This is a genomic window from Cryobacterium lactosi, assembly GCF_004403945.1.
In the GTDB taxonomy this organism is placed as follows: Bacteria; Actinomycetota; Actinomycetes; order Actinomycetales; family Microbacteriaceae; genus Cryobacterium; species Cryobacterium lactosi.
In genome coordinates, this window is record NZ_SOHM01000034.1 from 1 (window position 1) to 25,353 (window position 25,353).

Annotated in this window: 26 protein-coding genes; 14 read left to right on the forward strand and 12 right to left on the reverse strand. The window is 70.7% G+C overall.

All coding sequences use genetic code 11. From position 1 onward, the window contains the following. Positions 1-931, forward strand: a 931-nt coding sequence (locus E3T61_RS16410) for an amidase (protein ID WP_134641937.1), incomplete at its 5' end; no start/stop codon positions are given. 8 nt (positions 932-939) lie between these two features. On the opposite strand, the gene E3T61_RS16415 is transcribed toward E3T61_RS16410, so the two are convergent. Continuing rightward, on the reverse strand, positions 940-3,006 hold the full coding sequence (locus tag E3T61_RS16415) for an MMPL family transporter (protein WP_134641938.1): 2,067 nt from the start codon (positions 3,004-3,006) through the stop codon (positions 940-942). Positions 3,007-3,067: 61 nt separating this feature from the next. On the opposite strand from E3T61_RS16415, the gene E3T61_RS16420 reads away from it, so the two are divergent. From E3T61_RS16420 to E3T61_RS16435, 5 genes are all read left to right on the forward strand, one after another. After that, positions 3,068-3,583, forward strand: a complete 516-nt coding sequence (locus E3T61_RS16420) for a MarR family winged helix-turn-helix transcriptional regulator (protein WP_241992634.1) — start codon at positions 3,068-3,070, stop codon at positions 3,581-3,583. 67 nt (positions 3,584-3,650) lie between these two features. Further along, positions 3,651-4,151, forward strand: a complete 501-nt coding sequence (locus tag E3T61_RS16425) for a Fur family transcriptional regulator (protein WP_134641939.1) — start codon at positions 3,651-3,653, stop codon at positions 4,149-4,151. Further along, positions 4,148-5,653, forward strand: coding sequence for a catalase (locus E3T61_RS16430; protein WP_134641940.1), 1,506 nt, complete (start codon positions 4,148-4,150; stop codon positions 5,651-5,653). The genes E3T61_RS16425 and E3T61_RS16430 overlap by 4 nt, the downstream gene beginning before the upstream one ends. A 128-nt stretch (positions 5,654-5,781) precedes the next feature. Further along, positions 5,782-5,946: a hypothetical protein gene (locus E3T61_RS21950; protein ID WP_166793281.1), complete on the forward strand. Its 165-nt coding sequence runs from the start codon at positions 5,782-5,784 to the stop codon at positions 5,944-5,946. 47 nt (positions 5,947-5,993) lie between these two features. Continuing rightward, the gene (locus E3T61_RS16435) at positions 5,994-6,932 is read left to right on the forward strand and encodes a siderophore-interacting protein (protein ID WP_134641941.1); all 939 of its coding nucleotides are present in this window, start codon (positions 5,994-5,996) and stop codon (positions 6,930-6,932) included. Here the strand turns inward: E3T61_RS16435 and E3T61_RS16440 are convergent. The 6 genes from E3T61_RS16440 to E3T61_RS16465 all read right to left on the reverse strand — a co-directional run bounded on the left by E3T61_RS16440 (position 6,892) and on the right by E3T61_RS16465 (position 12,120). Further along, positions 6,892-7,302 (reverse strand): Fe-S oxidoreductase, encoded by a 411-nt coding sequence (locus E3T61_RS16440; protein WP_134641942.1) that lies wholly within the window; start codon positions 7,300-7,302, stop codon positions 6,892-6,894. The genes E3T61_RS16435 and E3T61_RS16440 overlap by 41 nt on opposite strands. Then, positions 7,302-8,822 carry a dihydrolipoyl dehydrogenase family protein gene (locus tag E3T61_RS16445; protein ID WP_134641943.1) on the reverse strand — a complete coding sequence of 507 codons (1,521 nt, stop codon included), beginning with the start codon at positions 8,820-8,822 and terminating at the stop codon, positions 7,302-7,304. Before E3T61_RS16445 ends, E3T61_RS16440 begins: the two co-directional genes overlap by 1 nt. A 43-nt stretch (positions 8,823-8,865) precedes the next feature. After that, positions 8,866-9,651, reverse strand: a complete 786-nt coding sequence (locus tag E3T61_RS16450; RefSeq protein ID WP_134641944.1) for a crotonase/enoyl-CoA hydratase family protein — start codon at positions 9,649-9,651, stop codon at positions 8,866-8,868. A 96-nt stretch (positions 9,652-9,747) separates the two neighbouring features. Further along, positions 9,748-10,581 carry an arginase family protein gene (locus tag E3T61_RS16455; protein ID WP_134641945.1) on the reverse strand — a complete coding sequence of 278 codons (834 nt, stop codon included), beginning with the start codon at positions 10,579-10,581 and terminating at the stop codon, positions 9,748-9,750. Positions 10,582-10,657: 76 nt separating this feature from the next. Further along, positions 10,658-11,317 (reverse strand): NADPH-dependent F420 reductase, encoded by a 660-nt coding sequence (locus E3T61_RS16460; protein WP_134641946.1) that lies wholly within the window; start codon positions 11,315-11,317, stop codon positions 10,658-10,660. A 71-nt stretch (positions 11,318-11,388) separates the two neighbouring features. Beyond that, positions 11,389-12,120, reverse strand: coding sequence for a PspA/IM30 family protein (locus E3T61_RS16465; protein ID WP_130177333.1), 732 nt, complete (start codon positions 12,118-12,120; stop codon positions 11,389-11,391). A gap of 158 nt (positions 12,121-12,278) precedes the next feature. Here E3T61_RS16465 and E3T61_RS16470 point away from each other — a divergent pair, with 158 nt between their 5' ends. From E3T61_RS16470 to E3T61_RS16485, 4 genes are read left to right on the forward strand one after another with little or no spacing between them, the layout of a single operon-like run. Beyond that, on the forward strand, positions 12,279-12,830 hold the full coding sequence (locus tag E3T61_RS16470; RefSeq protein WP_134641947.1) for an RBBP9/YdeN family alpha/beta hydrolase: 552 nt from the start codon (positions 12,279-12,281) through the stop codon (positions 12,828-12,830). Next, positions 12,830-14,161, forward strand: a complete 1,332-nt coding sequence (locus tag E3T61_RS16475) for a M20/M25/M40 family metallo-hydrolase (RefSeq protein WP_134641948.1) — start codon at positions 12,830-12,832, stop codon at positions 14,159-14,161. Before E3T61_RS16470 ends, E3T61_RS16475 begins: the two co-directional genes overlap by 1 nt. Further along, entirely contained in the window at positions 14,158-14,670 is a 513-nt protein-coding gene (locus E3T61_RS16480; RefSeq protein WP_134641949.1) for a GNAT family N-acetyltransferase, read from the forward strand. Before E3T61_RS16475 ends, E3T61_RS16480 begins: the two co-directional genes overlap by 4 nt. Continuing rightward, on the forward strand, positions 14,667-15,776 hold the full coding sequence (locus tag E3T61_RS16485) for an FAD-dependent oxidoreductase (protein ID WP_134641950.1): 1,110 nt from the start codon (positions 14,667-14,669) through the stop codon (positions 15,774-15,776). Before E3T61_RS16480 ends, E3T61_RS16485 begins: the two co-directional genes overlap by 4 nt. A 193-nt stretch (positions 15,777-15,969) precedes the next feature. Here E3T61_RS16485 and E3T61_RS22495 read toward each other — a convergent pair whose 3' ends face one another. Then, positions 15,970-18,132, reverse strand: a complete 2,163-nt coding sequence (locus E3T61_RS22495; protein ID WP_255455698.1) for a TPM domain-containing protein — start codon at positions 18,130-18,132, stop codon at positions 15,970-15,972. Between the two features lie 158 nt (positions 18,133-18,290). On the opposite strand from E3T61_RS22495, the gene E3T61_RS16495 reads away from it, so the two are divergent. Next, on the forward strand, positions 18,291-19,079 hold the full coding sequence (locus E3T61_RS16495) for a gamma-glutamyl-gamma-aminobutyrate hydrolase family protein (protein ID WP_241992635.1): 789 nt from the start codon (positions 18,291-18,293) through the stop codon (positions 19,077-19,079). 60 nt (positions 19,080-19,139) lie between these two features. Here E3T61_RS16495 and E3T61_RS16500 read toward each other — a convergent pair whose 3' ends face one another. Next, on the reverse strand, positions 19,140-19,673 hold the full coding sequence (locus E3T61_RS16500; protein WP_134641951.1) for a TetR/AcrR family transcriptional regulator: 534 nt from the start codon (positions 19,671-19,673) through the stop codon (positions 19,140-19,142). Between the two features lie 104 nt (positions 19,674-19,777). Here E3T61_RS16500 and E3T61_RS16505 point away from each other — a divergent pair, with 104 nt between their 5' ends. Beyond that, positions 19,778-21,325 (forward strand): MFS transporter, encoded by a 1,548-nt coding sequence (locus E3T61_RS16505; RefSeq protein WP_134641952.1) that lies wholly within the window; start codon positions 19,778-19,780, stop codon positions 21,323-21,325. 46 nt (positions 21,326-21,371) lie between these two features. Continuing rightward, complete coding sequence (locus E3T61_RS16510; RefSeq protein ID WP_134641953.1) at positions 21,372-21,887, forward strand: hypothetical protein; 516 nt, start codon at positions 21,372-21,374, stop codon at positions 21,885-21,887. Here E3T61_RS16510 and E3T61_RS16515 read toward each other — a convergent pair. Further along, the gene (locus tag E3T61_RS16515) at positions 21,828-24,032 is read right to left on the reverse strand and encodes a heavy metal translocating P-type ATPase (protein ID WP_134642086.1); all 2,205 of its coding nucleotides are present in this window, start codon (positions 24,030-24,032) and stop codon (positions 21,828-21,830) included. The two genes, E3T61_RS16510 and E3T61_RS16515, sit on opposite strands and share 60 nt — an antisense overlap. Before the next feature lie 29 nt (positions 24,033-24,061). Further along, on the reverse strand, positions 24,062-24,304 hold the full coding sequence (locus E3T61_RS16520) for a heavy-metal-associated domain-containing protein (protein WP_134641954.1): 243 nt from the start codon (positions 24,302-24,304) through the stop codon (positions 24,062-24,064). 117 nt (positions 24,305-24,421) lie between these two features. Between E3T61_RS16520 and E3T61_RS16525 the strand changes: the two genes are divergently transcribed. Then, entirely contained in the window at positions 24,422-24,745 is a 324-nt protein-coding gene (locus E3T61_RS16525) for a metal-sensitive transcriptional regulator (protein ID WP_134641955.1), read from the forward strand. 4 nt (positions 24,746-24,749) lie between these two features. On the opposite strand, the gene E3T61_RS16530 is transcribed toward E3T61_RS16525, so the two are convergent. Further along, a complete protein-coding gene (locus E3T61_RS16530; RefSeq protein WP_134641956.1) occupies positions 24,750-25,349 on the reverse strand; it encodes a DinB family protein in 600 nt (199 codons plus the stop codon). Positions 25,350-25,353: the final 4 nt, after the last annotated feature.

Sequence of the window (25,353 nt, forward strand, 5' to 3'; positions counted from 1 at the left end):
CGCCCCCGGCAGCGACGGCGGCGGTTCGGTGCGCATCCCGGCCGCCGCCTGCGGGCTCGTCGGCCTCAAGCCGTCCCGCGGCCGGATCCCCGCTGCGAGCGGCCTCGACGTGCCCGGCGGTCTGCCGGTGGCCGGCCCGCTGGCCCGCACCGTCGCGGATGCCGCCCTGCTGCTTGACGCCATGATCGCGCCGTCCGGCGGCCGGCCGGCGCATCCGTTCGCCGTGCGGGCACCCGGGGGAGACGAGCAGCTGCTGGGCGCCGCCGTGCGGGGCGAGGGCCGCTACCAGCTGGGCGTGATGACCACCTCGGCTTGGGACGACGCCTACGAGATCAGCCTGGCCCCGCAGGCTCTGGCCGCGCTCGCCGCGGCCGTGGACGGTTTCGCCGCCATGGGCCACGGCATCGAGCAGACCGCCCTCACCCCCGATCCGAGCTACGCGCCGGCGTTCCGGGCGCTCTGGCAGCTCAGCGCCGCCCGGATCCCCGCCGAGACCGCCGATCAGGAGGCGCTGCTCGAACCCCTGACCCGGTGGCTCATGCACCGCGGCCGGGCGCTCACCGGCCGCGACGTCGCCGAGGCGCTGACCACCCTCGCGGCGTACGAGCGCTCACTCATCAGCCAGCTGGCCCGGTTCGATGCCGTGCTCACTCCGGCGCTGGCGCTCACCCCGCGGCCCGTGGGCTGGTACGACGCCGACGACGGCGAACGCAACTTCGCCCAGCAGGTGCAGTACACCCCGTTCACCTCGATGGTGAACGTCGCGGGCCTGCCGGCCATCACCCTGCCCGTGGCCGAGACCCCGGACGGCCTGCCGATGGGCGTGCAACTCATCGGACGGCCGGGCGGGGAGGCCACCCTGCTGGCCCTCGGCGCCCAGCTGGAACGGAAGCTCCGCTGGCAGGACCGGGTGCCGCCCGCGGCCCGCTAGATGTACAGCTAGGCTCGCGGCGCCTTCGCGGCCGGACGCGACGGCCACCAGAACCGGTCGCCGGTGAGGAAGACCAGCGCGGGCACCACCAGGGTGCGCACCACAAGGGTGTCCAGCAGCACACCGATGCAGACGATGACACCGATCTGGGTCAAGGCCACGACGGGCAGAACACCCAGCACGGCGAAGACCGCCGCGATCAGGATGCCGGCGCTCGTGATGACCGCGCCCGTCGACGACAGGGCGCGCACCATGCCCTCCCCGGTGCCGAATCTGATGCTTTCTTCCCTGGCCCGGGTGGTGAGGAAGATGTTGTAGTCCACGCCCAGGGCCACCAGGAACAAGAACGCGAACAGCACCACGTTGGTGTTGAAGGCCGGGAACCCCATCAGATTCTGGAAGATCCAGTTGGAGGCGCCGAGGCTGGCGAAGAACGTCGCCAGCACGCTCACGATCAGCAGGACGGGCGCCACCAGCGACCGCAACAGCAGGGCCAGGATGGCGAACACGATCGCCAGGATCATCGGGATGATCAGGGCCTGGTCGGCCTGGGCGCTCGTCTTGTTGTCGAAGGCCGTGGCGTCGCTGCCGCCGACCAGCGCCTCGGACACCTCGCCCGACGCATCGGCATAGGTGCCGCGCAGGGTGTCGATGATGGCGAAGGTTTCCTCGCTGCCCGGCTCGCTGGCCAGGGACAGGTTCAGCCGGGTGAGGCCGTTCGCGCTCTCGCCCGGCAGGACGGACTCGATGCCGGTCGTCTCGGTGGCGAGCGCGGTGGCCTCGGCGGCCGCCGCATCCGGAACCAGCACGATGGTCTGGCTGGTCAGGCCGGCGGAGAACGACTCGTCCACGATGGCTTGCGCCTGCACCGATTCGGGGTTGCCGAGCAGCTGGTCGGCCTGGGAGAGACCGACGGACGCGCCGAGCAGGCCCAGGCTCAGGGCGGCGATGCCGGCGACGGATGCGGCGGTGACCACGATCGGACGACGCTGCACGCCGCGGCCGAGGCGGGTCCAGAAGCCGGTGCGCGCCTCGGTATCGGCGCCGGGGACGTAGCGGGGGATGAACGGCCAGAACAGGCCGCGGCCGCAGACAACGAGGGCGGCGGGCAGCACGACCAGGGCGAAGATGATGGCGATGACGACACCGATGGCGCAGGCGAAGCCCAGCGCCCGGTTGCCCGACAACTCGGCGAACAGAAGGGTGAGCAGGCTGAGCGCGACCGTGCCGCCGCTGGCAGCGATGGCCGGGCCGGCGCCGCGCACGGCAGCCAGCATGGCGGCGTTGCGGTTCTCGGTGCGCAGCAGTTCCTCGCGATAGCGGGCCACGAGCAGCAGGGCGTAGTTCGTGCCCGCGCCGAAGACCAGCACGGATTGGATGCCGGCGACGGAGGGGTCGAGGGTGATGCCGAACGGTTCGGCGAGGGCACCCACAACGACGGTGGAGAGCCCGTCCGCCACGCCGACGACGACGAGGGGGACGATCCAGAGCACCGGGCTGCGGTACGTGACGATCAGGAGCACGGCGACGACGATCACGGTGACCAGCAGCAGCCTGAAGTCGGCGCCGGCGAAGGCGTTGGTGATGTCGGATTGGAATCCGACCGCGCCGGTGACGTAGCTGTCCAGGCCGTCCGGCAGGTCGGCGGAGGCGGCGTCCCGGATGTCGGTGGCGGTCTGGCCGATGTCGGCGTTGGCCTCGTCCGCGTTCAGCGGGACCACGCTGATGGCGGCCTTTCCGTCGTCACTGAATCGCGGTGTTGTGGCCTGCGGGGCGATCGACTGCTCGCCCAGAGCGGCGCCCTGTGCAGTGATGGCCGCAATGTCGGCGTCGGAGAGTTCGCCGCTGTCCCTGGTCCAGACCACGATCGCGGAGGTCTGCTCGGCGGACGGGAAGTCGGCGAGGAGAGCATCCACTTGAGCGGCCTGGCTGGAGGTGGGGAGGCCGGAGGTAGGGAACTCCTCGGAATCGTTGGAGGGGAGGAGGCTGAAGAGCAGCCCCACCGCCACGATCGTCGAGACCAGGACGACCCACGCCGTGCGCCGGCCGGTGATGAACCGCTGAATCGCGAGCACAATTCCTCCAATAGTATTGATTGCTAGGTTTCCTAGCGATCTGCGTAATAGTATCTCCTGTATGGAAGAGCGTCGCAACCTCGTTCCCGGCGCGGTCTCGGGGGTTGCGGTCGCGCCCGGACCCCCCACTGGCGGCCCACCGGATTCGGATGCGATCGGCTCCGCACTGCACCAGATCCTGCAGTTGTCCCGCGCCTTCGAGCGCCAGGTCGGGCAGGCTCTCGAGGTGAACAGCACCGACCTGGCCGCGATGGAGCACCTCATCCAGGAGGGGGCACTGACTCCGGGGGAGCTGTCTCGCCGACTGGACATTTCGACGGCGGCGACCACTCTGGTGGTCGACAGGCTGGTCGCACTCGGTCACGCACAGCGTCATCCGCACACGTCGGACCGGCGCAAGATTGTCGTGGTGCCAGCCCCCGAGTCGGTCACGCGCGCATTCCAGCAGCTGCATCCGGTGATCGGGGGCGTTGCGGCTCTCACCCAGGAGCTCTCCGACGATGAGCGAGCGGTCGTCGAGGCCTTTTTGACCCGGGTCATCGGCGTCTACAGGTCGTCCCTCGACCCGGCATCCTGAGGTTTTCACTCCTGAGGTTTTGCCTGCAATGTTTTGATTCAATCAAAACAACTGATAGCGTGTCCGAATGGCTGACAACGAACGGACGCGAGCGGCAGAGCAGCCGGGCACGCTCGCCGACAGCATCCGTGCCTCCGGTCTGAAGGTCACCGCGCCCCGGCTCGCGGTGCTGCGGGTTCTCGACCAGGCCCCGCACTCGACCGCTGAGCGCCTCTTCGCCACGGTCCGGGCCGAGCTGCCTGGCACATCGCTGCAGGCCGTCTACGGCGTGCTCGCGGCTTTCACCGGTGCCGGGATCGCTCGCAAGATCGAGCCGGCCGGCTCGCCGGCGCTTTTCGAGCGTCAGGTGGGCGACAACCATCACCACATCGTCTGCACTCGCTGCGGTGCCGTGCACGATGTCGACTGCGCCGTGGGCGAGGCCCCCTGCCTCACGCCGTCCAACACCGCCGGGTTCACCGTGCACACCGCCGAGGTCACGTACTGGGGCCTCTGTCCCGACTGCCAGGCGGCCATATCTTCCACCTCTTCCTCACCGTCCCCGCTGTTGAACAAAGGAGCACAATGACAACACTGCCCCCCACCACCACCCAGACCGGAACCCCGGTTCCCAGCGACGAGCACTCCCTCACCGCCGGATCTGAGGGCGTCACCGCCCTGCACGACCGCTACCTGGTCGAGAAGCTCGCCCAGTTCAACCGCGAACGTATCCCCGAGCGCATCGTGCACGCCAAGGGCGGCGGAGCGCACGGCGTCTTCGAGGTCACCGGCGACGTGTCCGCCTACACCCGTGCCGCGCTGTTCCAGCCCGGCGCCCGCACCGATACCCTGCAGCGCTTCTCCAGCGTCGCCGGCGAGCAGGGCAGCCCTGACACCTGGCGCGACGTGCGCGGCTTCTCGGTGAAGTTCTACACGACCGAGGGCAACTACGACATCGTCGGCAACAACACCCCGGTGTTCTTCATCCGTGACGGCATCAAGTTCCCCGACTTCATCCACTCGCAGAAGCGCCTGCCGGGATCCGGCCTCCGCGACGCCGACATGCAGTGGGACTTCTGGACTCTCTCGCCCGAATCCGCACACCAGGTCACCTACCTGATGGGCGACCGCGGCCTGCCGCGTTCGTGGCGCACCATGCCCGGCTTCGGCTCGCACACCTACCAGTGGATCAACGCCGCCGGTGAGCGCTTCTGGGTGAAGTACCACTTCACCTCCAACCAGGGGAACGTCGAGATGGAAGGCGCCGAGGCCGAGCTCATCGCGGGCGCCGACGCCGACCACTACCGCCGCGACCTCTACGAGGCCATCGACGCCGGCGACTTCCCTTCCTGGGACGTGCACGTGCAGGTCATGCCGTACGACGAGGGCAAGACCTACCGGTTCAACCCGTTCGACCTCACCAAGGTCTGGCCGCACAGTGACTTCCCGCTGATCAAGGTGGGCACGCACACCCTCAACCGCAACCCGGGCAACTTTTTCGCCGAGATCGAGCAGGCCGCGTTCTCGCCGGCCAACTTCGTGCCCGGCATCGCGGCCAGCCCCGACAAGATGCTCATGGCGCGCATCTTCTCCTACCCGGACGCGCAGCGCTACCGCGTGGGCACTAACTACAACCAGCTGCCGATCAACGCCCCGCAGGCTCCGGTGAACAACTACTCGCAGGATGGCGCGGCCCGGTATCACTTCAACGACGCCAGTGCGCCGAACTACGCGCCCAACTCGCTCGGCGGCCCCGTCGCCGATGAGTCCCTCGCGGGCGACGGCACCTGGGAGAGCGACGGTGCACTCGTGCGGAGCGCCGCGATCCTGCGCGCCGACGACGATGACTTCGGTCAGGCTGGCACACTGTACCGCGACGTCTTCGACGACGCGGCCAAGGCCCGCTTCCTCGAGACCATCACGGGAGCCGTCGGCGGCGTCACCCGCCCCGAGGTCAAGGAACGTGCCATCGCGTACTGGACCAGCGTGGACGCCGCCCTCGGCGCGAGCCTCAGGCTGAACCTGACCGACGGCGACGCGGAGGCCACCTCGGCCAACGTCGCCGCCGAACCCGTCGGCGTCGGCGAGTAGCACCCGCGCCACCCGCACCACCGAATCGCGCGGCCGGCCCCGCCCGGCCGCGCGATTCGTCCGCACCATCACCAGCACGCGTCCAATGAAGCTCTGCGTCGACCAGCACCATCACCGACAGGAGCATCATGAATTCCTACATCAGCGCCGCCGCCCGCACCGACCGCAGTGCGGAACCGGCCGGCTACGTCAGCACCGGCCGCCCGTCCGCGACCCCCACCGGCTATGTCAGCCCCGCCACGCGCTCCGGTGCCGGCAGCTACGTGACGAGCGACTGGGTCCGAGCCGCATAATCCCCATTCCCGGGTGCAATATAGGTTAGGCATGCCATACTTAGGCCATGCTTACTTCGACAGTCGCTCCCGCGCCGGCCCCCGCACGTGTGCGGGCGCCGCGCCCCAGCTACCGCCCGTTCGCTGTCTCGGTGGCCCGGGTGCAACGGCTGTCGACCAACTTCACCCGTGTCACCTTCACCGGGCCCGACCTGCACGAGTTCGGTACCGCCGGGCTCGACCAGCGCATCAAGATCGTGCTGCCGCTTCCCGGTGTAGGTGTCTCATCGTTCCCGCGGAACGACTCCTGGTACGAGACCTGGCGGGACCTGCCCGACGAGCGCCGCAACCCGATCCGCACCTACACGGTGCGGCACGCCCGCCCGGAGCACCGCGAGGTCGACATCGACTTCGTCACCCACGGTGACGCCGGACCCGCGTCACGCTGGGTGCGCGCCGCCATCGTCGGCGACGAGGTCGCCATCGTGGGGCCGGTCGCCGGCGGTGACAACCCGGTCGTCGGTATCGAATGGGCCCCTGGCAGCGCCAACACCGTGCTGATCGCCGGCGACGAGACCGCTGCCCCGGCGATCTGCGCCATCCTCTCGGCCCTGCCCCGCACCGCCCGCGGCTGCGCCTACATCGAGGTGCCCGAGGCCGGCGACGCCCACGACACCAACGCGCCGGATGGCGTCACCGTCACCTGGCTGCCCCGCAACGGCGCCGACCACGGCTCCGCGCTCGAGGCCGCGGTGAAGGGCTGGACCGCCCGGTTCATCACCGCGCACCACAGCAGCACCGAACTGCCCGACATCGACATCGACGAGTCGATCATCTGGGAGGTGCCGGACGGGTCGGCCTTGGACGGGGAGCTCTACGCCTGGCTGGCCGGCGAGGCCAGCGTGATCAAGCGTCTGCGCCGGTTCGTGGTCTCCGAGGTCGGCATCGACCGCCGCCAGGTGGCCTTCATGGGGTACTGGCGCGACGGGCGCGCGGAGCACGCGTAACGACACGCTTGGGGCGCAGGTAGCCGCCCTTTTCCAGGCCGGCTTCGATCTCGAACCGGTTCTTCAGCGGGTCGCGCCCGGCGATGAAGTACAGCACCGGGAACAGCATGCCGTAGCGCTGCCACTGCACCTTGTGCACGGCCTCGTGCTCGAGCACATCCGCCGTGACGTTCTGGTTCGTGAGGTACACGCCGCCCACGCAGGCACCGCCGCGGCCGAACGCCCAGGCGGGCAGGCCGCGGAACACGAACAGGCCGTTGACGCGTTCGATACGGCCGGTGCTCCACACCGCGCCCCAGACCAGGCCGACGGCCGTGGCATAGAGGTACCCCGCCCGGCTGAGGGGGGAGTCGAACAACAGCCGCCGCATCACAGGCCCCGGTTGTCGGCCGCCGGCGGGCGACCGTATTCCTCGAGCAGCCGCAGCCAGACCTCGCTGAGGGTGGGGTAGCTGGGCACGGCGTGCCAGAGCCGGCTGATCGGCACCTCGCCGACCACGGCGATGGTGGCCGCGTGCAGCAGCTCGCCGACGCCGGCGCCCACGAATGTGACCCCGAGCAGCACCTCGCTGTCGAGGTCGACGATCGCGCGGGCCCGGCCCGTGTACCCGTCGGCGACCACGCTCGCGCCGGCCACCCCGGCCAGGTCGTAGTCGAGCACCCGGGTGCGGAATCCCGCCTTCTCCGCGGCGGCGGCGGTGAGCCCGACCGAGGCGACCTCGGGGTCGGTGAAGGTGACCTGCGGCACGGCCGCGTGGTCGGCGGTGGCGACGTGGGTGCCCCAGGGGGCGTCGTCCACGACGAGGCCGGCGGCGCGCGCCGCGATGACGTCGCCCGCGGCGCGAGCCTGGTACTTGCCCTGGTGGGTGAGCAGGGCCCGGTGGTTGAGGTCGCCCGTGGCGTAGAGCCAGTCACCGGCCAACGCCGGGGAGTCGCCCTGCACGAGCATGGTGTCGTCCACGCTCACCCAGTCGCCGGGGGTCAGGCCCACGGTCTCCACGCCCAGGTCCTGGGTGCGTGGCGTGCGGCCGGTGGCCACGAGAACCTCGTCGGCCGTGACGGTACGGCCGTCGGCGAGAACCAGGGTCACCTCGCCCGTGTCGGTGCGCCGGGCACCGGTGGGGCTCGCGTCGGTGAGCACCTCCACCCCCGCGTCGGTGAGCGCGGTGGCCACCATCTCGCCGGCGAAGGGCTCCTGGTCGCGCAGCAGCGAGCTGCGCACGAGCAGGGTCACCTTCGCGCCCAGCGAGCGGTACGCGGCGGCCATCTCCACGGCCACGACACCGCCGCCGATGATGGCGAGATGGCCGGGTACATGCTTCACCGAGGTGGCGTCTCTGCTGGTCCACGGGGAGACGTCGGCCAGGCCGTCGATGTCGGGCAGCAGCGCGCTGGAGCCGGTGCTGAGCACCACGGCGTGTTTCGCGGTGACGACCACCGGGCCATCCGCGGTCTCGACGGTGACCTCGCGGATGCCGCTGAGGCGGGCAGCCCCGCGCAGCAGGTCGATACCGGCGGAATCGAGCCACTCGACCTGGCTGTCGTCGTTCCAGTCGTGGGTGAACTCGGTGCGGCGCTTCAGCACCGCCGCCACGTCGACCTGCCCGGTGATCGCCTCGGCCGCGCCGGCCACCCGGCGTGCGGCGGCGAGGGCGGCGCCGCTGCGCAGCAGCACCTTGGACGGCATGCAGGCCCAGTAGGAGCATTCGCCGCCCACCAGTTCGGCCTCCACGATGAGGGTGCTCAGCCCGCCCTGCACCGTGCGGTCGGCCACGTTCTCGCCCACGGCGCCGGCGCCGATCACGATGACGTCGTAGTTTCGGGCGCCGGCTGGCGAGGCCTGGGCGGATGTCGAGGTCTGGATGGCGGAGTTCGCGTCAGAATCGGTCATCACCGCAGCCTACCGACCGTTCCCGGGAGGAATCCAGGGAAGATCAGCGGCCCTGGAACTCGGCGGGGGTGCGGGAGAGGAACGCCTCCATGCCGATCCGGGCATCCGTGCTGGCGGCCAGACGGGCCAGGGCCGGCTGCAGTTCGGCCTCGGCCGCGGCCGGCCCGTCGCGGAGGGCCAGGCGGGCGTTGGCCAGGGTGGCCTGCACGGCCAGCGGCGCCTGCGCGGCGATGCGCTCGGCGAGTTCGAGGGCCCGGTGCAGCTCACGGCCGTTCGGCACGATCTCCTGCACCAGGCCCATCCGGTGCGCCTCGCGGGCGTCGAAGAGGTCGCCGGTGAGCAGCCAGCGCATGGCGTTGCCCCAGCCGGCGGCGCGGGGGAAGCGCAGGGTGGCGCCGCCGAACGGCAGGATGCCCCGGCTCACCTCGATCTGGCCGAACCGGGTGGACTCCGCGGCGACGACGATGTCGCTGGCCAGCATCAGCTCGATGCCCAGGGTGAGGCAGGTGCCCTGCACGGCGATCACGACGGGTTTGCTCAGCGCGGTGCCGTCCACCTGCCAGGGGTTGATGCCGCCCTCCGGCACGATGTCGATGCCGAGCGGCCCGAGCCGCGGGCCCACATCGGCCAGGTCGAGCCCGGCCGTGAAGTGATCCCCGATGGCGTGCACCACGCCGACGCGCAACTCGGGGTCCCGCTCAAGCTCGCCGTAGGCCAGCGCCAGCTGCTGCAGCATCGCGAAATCCGCCGCGTTGCGCTTCTCGGGCCGGTTCAGCCCGATCAGCAGCAGATGCCCCCGTCGTTCGGTCACGACGCGTGCTTCGTCCATGGGTGATCTCCTTCGATCGATAGTCCCGCGAACCGTGAGATAAGCACCCAAAAACGCGAGTTTTCGGGGCTTAGCTCACAGTTCGCGAGGGGGCAGTCAGCGGGTGAGCGCGCCGATGATGCGCAGGATGCTGGGCAGGTCGTCGGTGGCGGCCTCGGGGGAGGACGGCGCGAAGCCGGCGATGGTGGCTCCGGCCAGGGCGAACTCGGCACGGAGCGCCGTGATCGCCGCGGTGAGCGACTCCACGGCCAGGCCGAACGGGTAGATGTTCGACAGCCCCACGATGGTGGCCGGGTCGAGCACGTCCAGGTCGATGTGCAGGTAGATGTGCGCGGCATTGGTGCGCTTCACGGCGGCCACCAGGGCCTCCGGGGTGCTGAGATTCTCCACCGGCACCAGCGGGATGGCCTGTTCGGTGATGAAGACGTCTTCGGCAGGGTCGATGTCGCGCACCCCGGCCAGCACCACCCTGTCCGGCGTCAGGCGGGCATCCGGGTCGAGCGCGAGACCGTCGACACCGTCGCCCAGGATGGCGCGCAGCACCATGCCGCCGAAGCCGCCGGACTGCGACGACTCGCTGGTGTGCAGGTCGGGGTGCGCGTCGAACCAGACCAGCGCGATGTCGCCGGGGTGCCGGCGGGACGCGTGTTCAACGGCGCCGAAGGACACCCCGCAGTCGCCGCCGATCGTGAGCACCGGCTCCGAGCTGGCGCGCAAAACGGCCAGCTGCCGCTCGCGCACGGTCAGCAGCGACGAGAACCGGTGGATGCCGGTGTCCAACGCATCACCCGCCTCGGCGGGCACCTCGACGGGATAGGTGACCGAGAACGGCAGGTCACCCTGGATCGCCTCGGCCCCGTCGACGAGGCGCATTGCGCGCGGGGAAACTGAACCTTGCCACTGCGGGACGACCACGTAGTTGGGGGACACCACCCCAGTATGCTCCTCGGCCCCGCCCCGGCGCATCTGCCAGTTCACGCGGGGGAAGGGCCCGGTCCGAGAAGGGTTAGACGGCCTGCGGCATGTCGCGGTAGCGGATCGCCGCACTCACGGCTTCGCGCAGCTCGAACGCGTCCATCCGCGGGCCGTAGCCCGGTGTGTCGCGCTGGATGCGCCAGCTCTCGGTCAGCGGGCCGAGGTCGACGGTGTCGAAGCCGAACGTGTCCAGCAGCGCGGTGACGGTTTCGCGGGCGTCGGGGTCGTTGCCGGCGATGACCAGGGCGCGCCGGTTCTCGGTGCCGGCGGGCAGGCCATCCGTGGTGAGGTCGGCGGCGTAGATGTGGTTGAAGGCCTTGACGACCCGGGACTCGGTGAGCAGGTCCTGGAGCATTTCGGCGGTGGTCGTGGTCTCCTCGTCGAGGGCGGCGATGTTGCCGTCCCGCTGGGGGTAGTAGTTGTTGGTGTCGATCACGAGCTTGCCGGCCAATTCGGGCAGCGGCAGGGTATCGATGGCGTGCAACGGGATGGTCACAATGACCAGGTCACCGGCGGCGGCGGTCTCCGCGGGCAGGGCGGCGCGAGCGCGCGGGCCCAGCTCTTCGATCAGAGTCTCCAGCGTGGCGGGGCCGCGGGAATTGCTCACCACGACGTCGTATCCGTTGGCCACACCGAGGCGGGCGAGTTGGCTGCCGATGTTACCGGCACCGATGATTCCGAGAGTAGTCATGCTGGTGCCAACCAGAAACGGCCCCGGGATGTTCCCGAGGCCGTTCCGGATGCAGAGTGTGTTGTCTACCGCTACTGCTCGATCGAGGAGGGCGAGCCGGCCTTGAGCGCGGCGAGGCGGGCATCCACCTCGGTGAGTTCGCCGAGGTCGTCGAGGCTCTCGAACTGCGCGTCGAGGCTGGAGGCGGCGAGCTCGCTGGCGCCGCGTACCTTGGCCTCTTCGCGGCGGATCTTGTCCTCGAACCGGCTGACCTCGCTGGTCGGGTCCATCATGTCGATGCTCTTCACGGCGTCCATCACCTGCGACTGCGCGGCCGCGGTCTTGGAGCGGGCGATGAGCTCGCTGCGCTTGGCGGTGAGCTGGCCCAGCTTGGTCTTCATGGTGTTCAGGCCGGTCTTGAGCTGCTCCACCACCGCGGTCTGGCTCTGGATCTGCGGTTCGGCGTCCTTTGCCTCCTTCTCGGACTGCAGCTGACGGCCGAGGGCGACCTTGGCGAGGTTGTCAAACTTGTCGGCGTCGACGGTGTTGCCCGCGGTGCGCAGCTCGTCGGCCTTGCGGCTGGCGGCCAGCGCCTTCCGGCCCCACTCGCCGGCGGCCTGTACGTCTTCGCGGTGATCGTCTTCGAGAAGGCGCAGGTTGCCGATGGTCTCGGCGATCGCGCTCTCGGCGTCGGCGATGCTGTTGGTGAAGTCCCGCACCATCTGGTCGAGCATCTTCTCGGGGTCTTCCGCGGAGTCCAGCAGGGCGTTGATGTTCGCCCTGGTGAGCTGGGCGATGCGGCCGAAGATCGACTGCTTGGTCATGTGAGTGTCCTTTCGAAGGGTGTCAACGCTTAGAAACTACCGCGTTCACCTCCACATGTGCCTGTGTGACCACCAGTCCGGCAGGGAGGGATATTCGCCGGATAGTGTGTGTTCACAAGCCGAAACGCCCAGCCGAACAACTGTCGAGGATCATCACCATGCCGACCCCCCTGAGCCTGACGATCGTGCCGGGCATCAACGACTCCACCGCGAAGCATTGGCAGAGCCGCTGGCAGGCGACGCAGACGGATGCGGTGCGCATCCGCCCAGCCTCGTGGGACGACCCGGACCTTCAGGACTGGGTCGGCGCGGTGGATGCTGCCGTGACCACGCCGGACACGATCATCGTGGCGCACAGCCTGGGGTGCCTGGCTGCTGCGGCCTGGCTGGCCCAGAATCCCGGCCGGGTGCGTGGCGCCCTGCTGGTGGCTCCGCCCGACCGGTTCGGGCCACGGTTCCCGCCGGCTGCCCCGACCTTCCAGACCGCCGAACCCGAGGCGCTCGGCACCCCGGCCCTGGTGGTCGCCAGCGCCGATGACCCGTTCTGCGCCCTCGGCACCGCCCGCACCCTGGCCGCGGTGTGGGGCGCCGGGTTCGTCGAGGTGGGCAGTCTGGGCCACATCAACATCGCCAGCAAGCTCGGCGACTGGCCGGCCGGTCGGGCCCTGCTCGACGAGTTCGCCGAGAGCCTGGCCGGAATGGTGCGCTGATGACCGACCCGGAGGTGCTCACGCGCCAGACCGTCGACCTGCTGCGGGACCTCATTCGCAACGCCTGCGTGAACGACGGCACCGCGGACTCCGGCGGGGAAATCCGCAGCGTGCGCACGCTGGAGGGATTCTTCGCCGGCTCCGGGCTCGAACTCGAGGTGGTGGAGCCGCACCACGGGCGGGCCTCGCTGATCGCGCGCATCCGCGGCACAGACAAGGCGGCCCCGTCGTTGGCGCTGGTGGGTCACACCGATGTCGTGCCGGTGGACCTGGACGGCTGGAGCCGGGACCCGTTCACCGCCGAGCTGATCGACGGGGAGATCTGGGGCCGCGGGGCCCTCGACATGCTCTACCTCACGGCCAGCTACGCCGTCGTGATCCGCGACATCGCCATGGGCCCGTTCCGGCCGCGCGGCGACCTGATCTTCGCGGCCGTCGCCGACGAGGAAAGCGGCAGCCGGTACGGGGTGGGCTGGCTCACCGAGCACCGGCTCGACCTCATCGACGCCGACTTCGTGCTCACCGAATCCGGCGGGGCGCCCGTCGGTGTGCGGCCGTCGATCACCACCACGGTGGGGGAGAAGGGTATCGCCGGCCGCCGGCTGGTGGTGCACGGCACGCCAGGTCACGGTTCGGCGCCGTGGGGCGCCCGCAACGCGGCCGTGATCGCCGCCGAGGCCGTGAGCCGTTTGGCCCGGTTCGAGGCGCCCGTGCAGATCACCGCCGACTGGCGGCATTACGTGGAGGTGTTGGGGCTGCCCGCCGAGCTGGCCGAGCGGCTCACCGACCCGGCCCGCATCGACGACGCCGTGCACGAGCTGGGCACCCTGGCCGGCTTCGCGCACGCCTCCAGCCACACCACCATCTCGCCCAACATCATCCGCGCCGGCAACAAGGAGAACGTCATCCCGTCGCTGGCCACCGTGGACCTCGACATCCGCGTGCTGCCCGGCATCGACACCGGCCACGTCGACGCCTACCTGCGCCACGCTCTCGGCGAGCTGATGGTCGACATCGAGATCGTCGGCGACAGGTTCGAGGCCGCCACTCGCTCGCCCGTGGACACTCCGCTGTTCGCCGCGCTCAGCGCCGCGGTCGCCCGCGCCTACCCCAACGCCGATCTGCTGCCGGTGCTCAGTGTCGGCGGCTCCGACGCCAGGTTCTACCGGCGCCGTGGCATCCCCGCGTACGGCTTCGGCCTGCTCAGCCCGCGCTGGGACTACGGCACCTTCCGGATGCTCTTCCACGGCAACGACGAACGGATCGACGTGGCCTCGATAGCGCTCACCGTGGCCGCCCTCGACTTCACCGTGCGCGAGGTGCTCGGATGACCGAGAGCGCTGAGACCGTGGCAACCGAGACCGTGCAGCTGCATGTCGTCGACTGGACCGACCCCCGGGCCGTCGCGCTCCGTGCAGCCATGGACGACGAGATCATGCCCAGGTACGCGGACCGTTTCACGGCACCGAGTGCGGAAGATGCGGCGGCCCGCGACACCGCGTTCGCGATCGACCCAGCCACCATGGTCGTCACCCTGATCGCCACCGTCGACGGCGTGCCCGCCGCCCACGCCGCCCTGCGCATGCTCGGAACGGAATATGAACTCAAACGACTCGTCACCCTGGCCGGGTTCCGCGGCCGCGGCCTGAGCAAAGCGCTGATCCGCGCCGTCGAGACCGAGGCGGCCGCCCGCGGCGCTCGCCGGGTGATCCTGCAGACCGGCGACAGACAGCCGGAGGCCGTGCGGCTCTACGAGCACCTGGGCTACACGCCCATCCCGATTTATCCGCCCTACGAGTCGATCTCGTTCTCGCTCTGCTACGAACGGATGCTGCCGTGAGCACCCGCGTCGACACCCTCGTCATCGGCGGCGGCGCCATGGGCTCAGCGGCCGCCTGGGAGCTGGCCCGCCGGGGGCGCGACGTGACCCTCCTGGAGCGTTTCGAGCGCGGGCACACCAACGGCGCTTCGCACGGCGCCTCCCGTAACTTCAACCTCAGCTACTCGGACCCCACCTACGTGGCCATGCTCGTCGAGGCGCTGCGCCTCTGGCGGGAGCTCGAGGACGACACCGACACCCGGCTGCTCGAGCAGGTGGGCCTGGTCAACCACGGCCAGGGTCAACCATTCGCCGAGGTTCACGCGGCCCTGTCCGGGGTGGGATTCGACCCCGAGCTGCTGGCCGTCGAGGCCGCGCAGGAGCGCTGGCCGGGCATCCGATTTGACGCCGAGGTGCTCTACACGCCGGAGGCCGGCCGGCTGAACGCGAACGCGTCTCTCGACGCGCTGCAGCAGGCCGCTGCCGCGCACGGTGCGCGCGTCGAGCACGGCATGCCCGTCACCCGGCTCACGGTGCAGGGTGATGACAGCGTGCTCGTCGACACCGACACCGAACAGTTCAGGGCCCGGCGGGTGATCGTCACCCTCGGCGCCTGGACCAGCTCGCTGCTGGGCGGTCTGCTGCCGTTGCCGCGACTGGTGGTCACGCAGGAGCAGCCGGCGCACTTCGCCGCGCTCGACACCAGCTTCACCTGGCCGGGCTTCAACCACGGCTATCGGCCCGGCGCTGACGGCTACGAGTACTGGCGCTCACCGGTTTACGGGATGCACACTCCCGGCGAGGGCATCAAGGCGGGCTGGCATGGTGTCGGCCCTGTGGTCGACCCCGACCACCGCGACTTCACGTCGGAGCCCGAGCAGCTGCTGGCCCTCCGCCGCTACGCCCGCGAGTGGCTGCCCGGCGCCGACCCCGACAGCTTTGCCGAGATCAGCTGCACCTACACGACCACCCCGGACTCCAACTTCGTGCTCGACCGGCGCGGCCCGGTGATCGTCGGCGCCGGCTTCTCCGGCCACGGCTCCAAGTTCACCCCCGCCGTCGGCCGAATCCTCGCCGACCTCACGGTCGATGTGCCGGCCCCGCCCCTCTTCGCCCTCGGCCGGTAGCCGCACGCGGCGATCCGGTCGGGTCGGTGCCGCCCGCGAGAGGGCACTTGAGGCCAGTGTGCGCGCCCGCAACTGACCCCAACTGCCCGCTCGCCGAGGGGGCGCGCGGCGAGAGGGCACTTGTGGCCAGTGTGGGCATCTGCAACTAGCCTCAACTGCCCTCTCGCGGAGGGTCCGCCGTGTGACCTGTGGGCTAGAACCGCCCGCCACCGCCGCGCCGGCCGCGGGTGCCGCTGCCGCCGAAGCTGCCGGGGCTCCGGCCGCCACCGCCGAAGCCGCCGCCACTACTACGCCGGCCGCCGCCGCCCATCCCGCCGAAGCCACCACCACCGCCACCGCCGCCGAACAAGCCGCCGCCCCCGCCGCCGAGCACCTGGCCGATCAGGATGCCGCCGAGCACGGCGCCCATCGACCCGTTGCTGCCGCCGCGGCGGCTCGCTCCGCCACCGCCGAAGAAGTCGCCGAAGTCGTCGTCGTTGTTGGAGAAGCTGTCCACGTCCCGCCGGGCCATGGCCGTCGCCTCCGCGGCCAACGAGCCGGCCCGCTGGGAGAGGGCCAACGCGGCCGCCGGGTCGCTCGCCACCAGCGAGTCGGCCTGCGCGGTCAGCCGGCCGGCCTCGGCGAGCCGGGTGCGCGCCTCCGCGCCGACAGCGCCGCGCCGGGCGGTGATGAAGTCCTCCGCCGCCGACACCTGGCTCCGGGCGGCCTGCAGGCTCTGCGCCAGCGCCGCCTGCAGCCGTTGGGCCTGCACCTGGGCGTTCCGCACGCCTTGCAGCGTGGCGTCCATGGTGGCGTTCGCGGCCTCGAGAGTGCGCAGCAGCTCGATCGGGTTGACCGGCGGCGCGGCCAGGCCGGCGCGCACCTCGGTCAGGGTCTGCTCGGTCCCAGCGATCACACCGGGCACGGCGGCCGACGCCTCGCCCGCCGCGGGCAGCGCCCGGGCGGTGACCAGGTCGGTCTCGAGATCGGCGAGCATCGCCGGGATGCCGGACTCGGCCTGTTGCAGGTCAGCCGCGAGCCTGTCCACGGCGTCCACCAGCAGCTTGGCCTGGTCGATGGCCTCCTCAGCCGCACGGATGTCCACGGCCGCAGCGCTCGCGTCGCCGGCGGTGATCCCGGTGCGGGCTTCAGCCAGCGCGTTGGTGGCGAAGGTGAGTCGTTCGGCCGCCTGGTCGGGGTTGTCGGCGACGGTGTCGATGGCCGCAGCGGTATAGCGGACGGCGAGGTCGGCGACCCGGGTCTCGGCCTGGTCGAGGCGGGTGTCGATCGCGGCCAACTCGGCCTCGAGCGCCGCCGCAGCCGCCGGGGCGTTGGCCTCCAGCTGCCGCAACTCGTCGAACGCGGCGGCCTGCTCGTCGAGGGCCCGGTTGGCCTCGGCGCACAGGGCGATGATCTGGCGGTACCAGGCGCGCATCTGCTCCTCGGTGTCGGGTTCGGCGTCGTCGAGGCGCTGTTGAAGGGTGAACGCCTGGCCGAGTTTGCCGGCCGCGCCGCTCACGGCGGCCTGGAACGGCTCGGCGGCCGCCGCGCCGTACTGGGCGAGCGCAAAACCGACCTCCTGCCCGCTGGTCTTGATCGCATCGTCGGTCTCGATCAGCGCACTCGACGCCTCCCGTTTCAGCTCGGCCGTCGGCACCTCGGCGGCGGCCTGACCCTGGCCGGTCACGGGCGAGGTGCCCCGCCGGCGCAGCACCAGGATCACGACCACGATCACCGCCACGACCACGGCGAGCACCAGCAGCACCGCGATCCAGAGCGGGAACCCGCCGCCGGAGCTCGGGCTGGCGTCACCCGGGGTGATGACCGGGGCGGACAAAGGCTCGCCCGCCACGCTCTGCTGCATGGCCGTGGCGCCGTTGATGGCGGCGCCTGCCCAGTCGTTCTCACGCAGCGAGGGTTCGATGGCGGTGTTCTGCACCTCGGCGAGCTGAGCTTCGTCGAGCACGAAGTCGGTTGCGACCGACAACTGGTACTGCCGGTCATCCGTCGCCACGGCCAGAAGCACGTCGTTGTCGCCGAACCCGTTGTCCACCGCGGTCTGGTCGGCCCACGTCGACGTGTCGGTCACGCCGTCGAAGCTGGACACGTAGGCGACGAACAGGTCGATCTGGGTGTCGGCGAACAGGGCATCGAGGGCGGCGACCACCTCGGGTTCCCGGTCGCCGAGCGCGCCGACGGTGTCGACGATGTGGCTCTCCTCGAACGTCACCGGATCCTCCGCCCTGGCGGGAAGCGAGCCGCCCAGCCCGCTCCCGATCATCAGCAGAGCCACCATCGCCGTCAGCGCTGCAACGCGGGCCGCAAACCCAGTGATCGTCGGTCGGATGCGCGGGTGGCCTGGCTGCATGGGGTCCATTTCCTCGGGTGTTCGTCAGGTGCGGCTGATTCCCACCGAGCATAGAACCCCTGGCTGTGTTGCGCTCTGTTACCGCCGACCGGATGCCGTCGGGCCGCCTCGGGCACACTGGAACCCGCAGCATCCGCACCCAACGATCCCGTCACGAAAGGCGAGTCATGTCCACCCCGAAGCTCGCCACCATGACCGCCCAGCGCCCCACCCTCGCCGTCGTCGAGGTCACCCGCAGCCGGCCCGATCGCCCCGAGTACCACGCCAAGGTGCAGACCCTCAATGCCACCGTCGTGGATGCCGGCACCGACGGTGGCTGGACCGTCGTGCGACTGGCCGCCGCCGACCTGGACCCCGCGGCGCTGCTGGACCTCACCGACTCGGCCGACGCCGTCGTGATCGTCGGCGGCGAAGACATCGACCCGCGCTTCTATGGCGCCGAGGCCGGCTACGAGGGGGAGACGACCCACTTCATCGACGCCGACGAGGGCCAGATCGCCCTCGTGCAGCGCGCCGCCGACCGGGGCACCCCGGTGCTGGGCATCTGCCGCGGACTGCAGATCATCAACGTCGCCCTCGGCGGCGACCTGGTGCAGCACCTCGACGACGGCATCCACCGCAACGTGGGTGTGCCCATCGACGAGATCCTCTCCACCCACGACGTCGCCCTGCGCGCCACCAGCACGCTCGCCGCGGCGCTCGGCGACACCCGCATCTCGGTGCAGAGCGCCCACCACCAGAGCGTCGGACGGCTCGGAGCTGGCCTCACACCGGTAGCCACCGCCCCCGACGGCCTTGTCGAGGCCGTCGAGCACGAGGCCCTGCCGATCACCGGTGTGCAGTGGCACCCGGAGGCTCCGGATTCGCCCGCCACCCAGTTGCCCCTCCTCCTGGCTTCCCTCTACCGCGCGGTCACCGCTCAGACCCAGGTCACCGAGATCGCCCAGGCCGCCTGACCCACCCACGCCCCTTCGCGAACTGTGAGTTAAGCCCCGGAAACCGCGAGTTTAAGGTGCTCAGCTCACAGCTCGCGGGGTGAGGCGGGCCAGGAACGCGGGGATGTCCAGCTCGTGTTCGAAGGGTTCGCCGATCGTCGTCGCGTCGTAGTACAAGCCATCGGTCAGCAGCATCGTCGCGCGGGCGAGGTCAGGGTCACGCAGGTCGTCGTTCAGGATGCCGAAGTAGCGCCGGCGCATCTCCACGATCACCGCGCGGGCGCGCGGGTTGCCGCGAGCCAGCGCCCCGCCGGCCAGTGTCGCGCGGTCCAACGGGCTGTTGACGTACTCCGCCAGGCTCACGTAGTACGCGGCGGCGCCCTGCGGGGCCGCGCGCATCCGTTCGTACTCGGCGGCGGCCAGGGTTTCGAGCCGGTCGATGAGCGCCGTCTCCAGGCCGTCGCGGGAACCGAAGTGGTAGAGCAGCCCGCCCTTGGTCACACCGGCCGCCCGGGCGACGGCATCCAGCGACGCGCCGGAGCCGCTCGTGTCGAGGAGCAGTTCCTGGAACGCGGTGAGGATGCTCTCACGGGCGGAGTCGCGGTGTTGGGCCATGGCCACCACTTTACTGTACTTGGTGGTATAGTCATATTCTGCTGTACCCAGTGGTGCAGTAAAACTCGCCGTTCTTCGGAACCCCGTTCTTCAGCCAGGTCGACATGAGCATCACAAACAGCATCCCCACCTCCAACGCGTCCGCCCCCGCCGAGGCGAGAACACCCCGCGCCGGCCGCCGCGAATGGTCGGGCCTCGTGCTGCTGATGCTGCCGGTGCTGCTGATCTCGGTCGACAACACCGTGCTCAGCTTCGCGCTGCCGGCCATCAGCCTCGATCTGCGCCCGAGCAGCACCACGCTGCTCTGGATCGTCGACATCTACCCGCTCGTGCTCGCCGGCCTGCTCGTGGCCATGGGCACCCTTGGCGACCGCGTCGGCCGCCGCAAACTGCTCCTGATCGGCGCCACCGGCTTCGGAGTGGTCTCGGTGGCCGCCGCGTTCGCGCCCACCGCCGAGCTGCTCATCGCGGCCCGGGCGGTGATGGGCTTCTTCGGCGCCATGATCATGCCCTCCACCCTGTCGCTGCTGCGCAGCCTGTTCCTGGATGCCCGTCAGCGCACCCTGGCCATCGCCGTGTGGGCCGGAGCGTTCGCGGCCGGCTCGAGCCTGGGCCCGATCGTCGGGGGCCTCGTACTGCAGCACTTCAACTGGGGCGCGGTGTTCCTCATCGCGGTGCCGTTCCTGCTGCCGCTCCTGGCGTTGGCCGGCGTTCTCATCCCCGAGTCGAAGGACCCGGCGCCGCTTCGCATCGACGTGGTCAGCGTGGCCCTGTCGCTGCTCACCCTCGCCCCGCTGGTGTTCGCGATCAAGACCCTCACCCACGACGGCGTCACCCTGCTCGGTGTGGGCGCGCTGGTCCTTGCGCTCACGGCCGGCACGCTCTTCCTGCGCCGCCAGTTGCGGATCGACAACCCGTTGCTCGATCTGGCCCTGTTCCGGAACGCCCCCTTCGCCGGGTCGGTGCTGGCGAACTTCCTCTCCGTGTTCAGCCTGGTCGGCTTCCTGTTCTTCGTCTCGCAGCACCTGCAGCTGGTGCTGGGCCTGGACCCGCTAGACGCCGGCCTGCTGCTGCTGCCCGGCGCTGTGTTGTCGGTCGTGGCCGGCCTCGCCGCGGCCTACGTGGTGCGGCGGGTGCCGCCGCGGCTGGTGATCGTCAGCGGCATCCTGCTCTCTGCGGCGGGCTTCGGCCTGATCGTGCTGCTGCGGGAGAATCTCACCGCGGGCGTTGTGATGCTCGCCTTCGGCATTCTCTCGGTGGGCGTCGGTTCGGCGGAGACCATCTCCAACGACACCATCCTCAGTTCGGTGCCGCCGCAGAAGGCCGGCGCCGCGGCGGGTGTCTCAGAGACCGCGTACGAACTCGGCGCCGTGCTCGGTACCGCCGTGCTCGGGGCCATTCTCGCGGCGTCCTATCGGGCCAGTGTGGTGCTGCCGGAAGGCCTCGGCCGGGGCGCGAGCGCCCAGGCCGGCGAGACCCTCGGTGGCGCGCTCGGCGTGGCCGGAGAGCTCCCCGCCGCCGACGCCCTCGCGCTCACCGAGTCGGCCCGAGCGGCCTTCGACAGCGGAGTGGGGGTCACCTCGATCATCGCCGTGGTGCTGATGCTGGCCGCCGCGGTGGCCGTGCAACTGAGCATGCGTCCCCGCCGCTAGGGATGCGCCCCTCGCGCTAACCGCCGCGCCGGGCGATACTCGGGGCATGACGGCAACGGGCACCCACCGCATCCAGGCATCCGGTCGACCCCTGACCCGCTCCGGGTCAGAGAAGACCCTGATCACACTCGAGTCCGTGACCAGCGCGACCGCTCTGGCCGGCGGGTTGCTGCTGATGCTCGCCCCGGACGGTTCGTTGCTGATGGCCGATCCCGCGGCCCTGGACGGCACCGGGTTCGGCGACTGGCTGCTGCCCGGCGCCGCGCTGGCGCTCTTCGTGGGCCTCGGGTTCGCGGTCACCGCGGTCTGGCAATGGCGCCGCGGGCCCTATGCCCGCTTCCTGTCGCTGGCCGCCGGCGTCGGCCTGGTGCTGTTCGAGGTCGTGCAGTTCTCCCTGATCGGCTTCCACCCGCTGCAGGCGGTGTTCGGCGTCGTCGGCGTCGTGACCGCCGTGCTGGCCTGGCGGCTGCCGGGCGCCAAACACGGCGCGACCGGCGGCGCGCTAGTTCGACGCGCGGAACCCGCGCAGGCGCAGGCTGTTGCTCACCACGAAGACCGATGACAGTGCCATCGCCGCGCCGGCGATCAGCGGGTTGAGCAGGCCCAGCGCGGCGAGCGGGATCGCGGCCACGTTGTAGGCGAACGCCCAGAACAGGTTGACCTTGATGGTCCCCAGTGTTCGCCTGGACAACCGGATGGCGTCGGCCACGGCCGGTAGATCGGCCCGCACCAGGGTGATGTCGCTGGCCTCGATGGCCACATCGGTGCCGGTGCCCATTGCGATACCGAGGTCGGCGGCGGCCAGCGCCGCCGCGTCGTTCACACCGTCGCCGACCATCGCCACGACGTGCCCGGCGGCCTGCAGGGCACGCACCCGCGCCACCTTCTCGGCGGGCAGCACCCCGGCGAAGACCTCGCGGATGCCCACCTGGGCGGCCACCGAACCGGCCGCGGCGGGGTTGTCGCCGGTGAGCAGCACGGGGGTGAGCCCCAGGGCCACCAGCTGCGCCACGGCCACGGCACTGGACGGCTTGACCTCGTCCGCGACGGCCAGGATGCCCCGGGCCACCCCGTCCCAGGCCACGGCGACCGCGGTCTGGCCGGCGCCCTCGACTCCGTCGAGCACGGCCCGCAGCTCGGCAGGCAGGGCCACCTGCCACTCGTCGGCGAGCCAGCGTGGCCGCCCCACGAGCACCGAGTGCCCCTCGACGACGGCCCGCACGCCGAAGCTCTGCGCCGACATGAATTCCGTCGCGGCCGGCAGCACGCCGACCTGCTGGACGGCCCCGTTCACGACGGCGACGCCGATCGGATGCTCGGAGCCGGCCTCGGCAGCTCCCGCGAAGCGCAGCAGTTCGGCCCCGGTCGCGGCGGCCGGGCTCGCGCTCGGGTGCACCCCGGTCAGCGCCATCCGCCCGGTCGTGACGGTGCCGGTCTTGTCGAGCACGATGGTGTCCACGCGGCGGGTGGACTCCAGGATCTGCGGCCCGCGGATGAGGATGCCCAGCTGGGCGCCGCGGCCGGTGCCCACCAGCAACGCGGTGGGAGTGGCCAGGCCCAGCGCGCACGGGCAGGCGATGATCAGGGTGGCCACGGCGGCCGTGAAGGCCTGCTCGGCGCTGGCGCCGCGCGCCAGCCAGGTGGCCAGGGTGCCCAGTGCGATGACGAAGACGACGGGCACGAACACTGCCGACACGCGGTCGGCGAGCCGCTGGACGGGCGCCTTGCCGGTCTGGGCCTGCTCCACCAGTCGGCCGATGCGGGCCAGCTCGGTGTCGGCGCCCACCCGGGTGGCGCGCACGGTGAGCCGGCCGCCGGAGTTGACGGTGGCGCCCACCACGGTGTCGCCCGGCCCCACCTCCACGGGCACGGTCTCGCCGGTGAGCAGGCTGGTGTCGATGGCCGAGGCGCCGTCGACGACGACCCCGTCGGTGGCGACCTTCTCGCCGGGCCGCACCACGAACACGTCGCCCACACTGAGTTCAGTGATGGGGATGCGCTCTTCCCTGGTCCCGCGGAGCACCGCGACATCCTTGGCGCCCAGGTTCACCAGCGCGGTGAGCGCCGCGCCGGAGCGGGTCTTGGCGCGCGCCTCCACGTAGCGGCCGGTGAGGATGAAGACCGTGACGGCGGCCGCGACCTCGAGGTAGATCTCGGCGGAGCCGGCGGCCGTCATGCTCAGGTCCATCTGCATGGTCATGCCGGCCTGGCCCGCGTCGCCGAGGAACAGGGCATAGAGCGACCAGCCGAACGCGGCGAGGACACCGACGCTGATCAGGGTGTCCATGCTGGCGGCGCCGTGGCGGGCGTTCAGGGCGGCGGCGCGGTGGAACGGCCAGGCGCCCCAGACCGCCACCGGGGCGGCAAGGGTGAGGGCGAGCCACTGCCAGTTGGTGAACTGGAGGGCGGGCACCATCGAGAGCAGGGTCACCGGGATGGCCAGCAGGGTCGAGATCAGCAGGCGTTGGCGGAGGGCCAGGGTGTCCGCATCCAGGGCGGGCGTCTCGGCCGGCGGCGCTGCGGCCGGCGGCGCGGGCCGGTGTGCGGTGTAACCGGTGGCCTCGATGGTGGCGATGGCGTCGTCGATGCTGGTGCCCTCCGGCAGGCGCACGGTGGCCTTGTCGGTGGCGTAGTTCACGGTGGCTTCGACGCCGGGCAAGCGGTTGAGCTTCTTCTCGATGCGGGCGGCACAGGACGCGCAGGTCATGCCGCCGACCACGAGGTCGACGGGCTCATTCACGCGGCGGCACCGTCGGTGGTGCCCTGCAGCTGGTAGCCGGCTTCGTCGATGGCGGCGCGGATGTCGGGGCGAGCGGGCTCGGTGGTGCTGGTGACGTGCACGGTGCTGGCGGCGCCCGGCACGAGGTCCACGGTCACGGCGCTGACCCCCGGAAGCAGGGAGACCTCTTCGATGACGCTGGCGACGCAGTGCCCGCAGGTCATTCCGGTGACGAGGTAGTCGGTGTTGATGGGCGCCATGATGTGACCCTTCCCTGCTGTGATGCTGGAGCGAACGGGGATACCCCCTCCGGGTACTCTAGCGCACGATCGTGATACCGTGAGGGGGTATAAGGTCCCGACAGCCAGGAGCGCACCATGACGACCGCAGACCACACCGCAGACCACTCGCACGACGGCCCGCACGGCTACATCTCGAACAAGGACGATTACCTCAAGCGCCTGCGCCGCATCGAGGGCCAGGCTCGCGGCCTGCAGGGCATGGTCACCGACGACAAGTACTGCATCGACATCCTCACCCAGGTCTCGGCCATGACCAGCGCCCTGCAGTCGGTGGCCCTAGGCCTGCTGAACGACCACCTCAGCCACTGCGTCGTCGACGCCGTCGCCGCCGGCGGCGATGAGGCCGAACTCAAGCTCAAGGAAGCCGGCGACGCGATCGCCCGGCTGGTGCGTTCCTAGGGATTCATTTCGTGCCGTCGGCTTTGGGCATCCAATAGCCCACCCGGCCCAGCAGCCGAGTCTCCCGGTCGGCGTCGTCGGGCACCGGCACCTCGGCCGGGAACACCCCCATCGCGCGGAATCCGTCGATCTGCGGGCCGACGACCTCCTCGAGGCTCTCCACCAATGCCGCCGGCAGCGCGTAGTCCCAACCCAGCTGCCGGGCGATGGACCAGGCCTGGAAGGCCCGGTAGATGCTGACATGCTCGAGGTATTCGCGCACCGAAAAGTCCCCGTAGCTCAGGTGCACGATCTTCTCCGGGTCGAGATCCTGGCTGACGGCGGCGGTGGCCAGGTCGTTCAGCCGATCGTAGGCGCCGATCGGGTCGTCGCCGAGCAGGTCACCGTTGTAGCTGTCGCCGGCCTCCTCGATGGTGCGGCCGCGCAGCACGTCGGGCAGCCAGGCCTCGTCGCGGGCATGCGCGGCCACGACGTCCCGCAGGGTGGGGTTCGGCGTCACCGCCCAGTCGGTCGGGGCCGGCTCATCCAGCTGGTCGGGGGTGATCCTGTCGATGACGGAGCGCAACGCGGCATCCGCCTGGAGGAAGAGCTCTTTCTGCTTCATGCGG

What these genes read in the sequence shown, in the direction of transcription:
- E3T61_RS16420 (WP_241992634.1), top strand. Translation starts at nt 3,068, where the DNA reads ATGGAAGAGCGTCGCAACCTCGTTCCCGGCGCGGTCTCGGGGGTTGCG.
- E3T61_RS16425 (WP_134641939.1), top strand. Translation starts at nt 3,651, where the DNA reads ATGGCTGACAACGAACGGACGCGAGCGGCAGAGCAGCCGGGCACGCTC.
- E3T61_RS16430 (WP_134641940.1), top strand. Translation starts at nt 4,148, where the DNA reads ATGACAACACTGCCCCCCACCACCACCCAGACCGGAACCCCGGTTCCC.
- E3T61_RS21950 (WP_166793281.1), top strand. Translation starts at nt 5,782, where the DNA reads ATGAATTCCTACATCAGCGCCGCCGCCCGCACCGACCGCAGTGCGGAA.
- E3T61_RS16435 (WP_134641941.1), top strand. Translation starts at nt 5,994, where the DNA reads ATGCTTACTTCGACAGTCGCTCCCGCGCCGGCCCCCGCACGTGTGCGG.
- E3T61_RS16440 (WP_134641942.1), bottom strand. Translation starts at nt 7,302, where the DNA reads ATGCGGCGGCTGTTGTTCGACTCCCCCCTCAGCCGGGCGGGGTACCTC.
- E3T61_RS16445 (WP_134641943.1), bottom strand. Translation starts at nt 8,822, where the DNA reads ATGACCGATTCTGACGCGAACTCCGCCATCCAGACCTCGACATCCGCC.
- E3T61_RS16450 (WP_134641944.1), bottom strand. Translation starts at nt 9,651, where the DNA reads ATGGACGAAGCACGCGTCGTGACCGAACGACGGGGGCATCTGCTGCTG.
- E3T61_RS16460 (WP_134641946.1), bottom strand. Translation starts at nt 11,317, where the DNA reads ATGACTACTCTCGGAATCATCGGTGCCGGTAACATCGGCAGCCAACTC.
- E3T61_RS16465 (WP_130177333.1), bottom strand. Translation starts at nt 12,120, where the DNA reads ATGACCAAGCAGTCGATCTTCGGCCGCATCGCCCAGCTCACCAGGGCG.
- E3T61_RS16470 (WP_134641947.1), top strand. Translation starts at nt 12,279, where the DNA reads ATGCCGACCCCCCTGAGCCTGACGATCGTGCCGGGCATCAACGACTCC.
- E3T61_RS16475 (WP_134641948.1), top strand. Translation starts at nt 12,830, where the DNA reads ATGACCGACCCGGAGGTGCTCACGCGCCAGACCGTCGACCTGCTGCGG.
- E3T61_RS16480 (WP_134641949.1), top strand. Translation starts at nt 14,158, where the DNA reads ATGACCGAGAGCGCTGAGACCGTGGCAACCGAGACCGTGCAGCTGCAT.
- E3T61_RS22495 (WP_255455698.1), bottom strand. Translation starts at nt 18,132, where the DNA reads ATGGACCCCATGCAGCCAGGCCACCCGCGCATCCGACCGACGATCACT.
- E3T61_RS16495 (WP_241992635.1), top strand. Translation starts at nt 18,291, where the DNA reads ATGTCCACCCCGAAGCTCGCCACCATGACCGCCCAGCGCCCCACCCTC.
- E3T61_RS16500 (WP_134641951.1), bottom strand. Translation starts at nt 19,673, where the DNA reads ATGGCCCAACACCGCGACTCCGCCCGTGAGAGCATCCTCACCGCGTTC.
- E3T61_RS16505 (WP_134641952.1), top strand. Translation starts at nt 19,778, where the DNA reads ATGAGCATCACAAACAGCATCCCCACCTCCAACGCGTCCGCCCCCGCC.
- E3T61_RS16510 (WP_134641953.1), top strand. Translation starts at nt 21,372, where the DNA reads ATGACGGCAACGGGCACCCACCGCATCCAGGCATCCGGTCGACCCCTG.
- E3T61_RS16515 (WP_134642086.1), bottom strand. Translation starts at nt 24,032, where the DNA reads ATGACCTGCGCGTCCTGTGCCGCCCGCATCGAGAAGAAGCTCAACCGC.
- E3T61_RS16520 (WP_134641954.1), bottom strand. Translation starts at nt 24,304, where the DNA reads ATGGCGCCCATCAACACCGACTACCTCGTCACCGGAATGACCTGCGGG.
- E3T61_RS16525 (WP_134641955.1), top strand. Translation starts at nt 24,422, where the DNA reads ATGACGACCGCAGACCACACCGCAGACCACTCGCACGACGGCCCGCAC.
- E3T61_RS16530 (WP_134641956.1), bottom strand. Translation starts at nt 25,349, where the DNA reads ATGAAGCAGAAAGAGCTCTTCCTCCAGGCGGATGCCGCGTTGCGCTCC.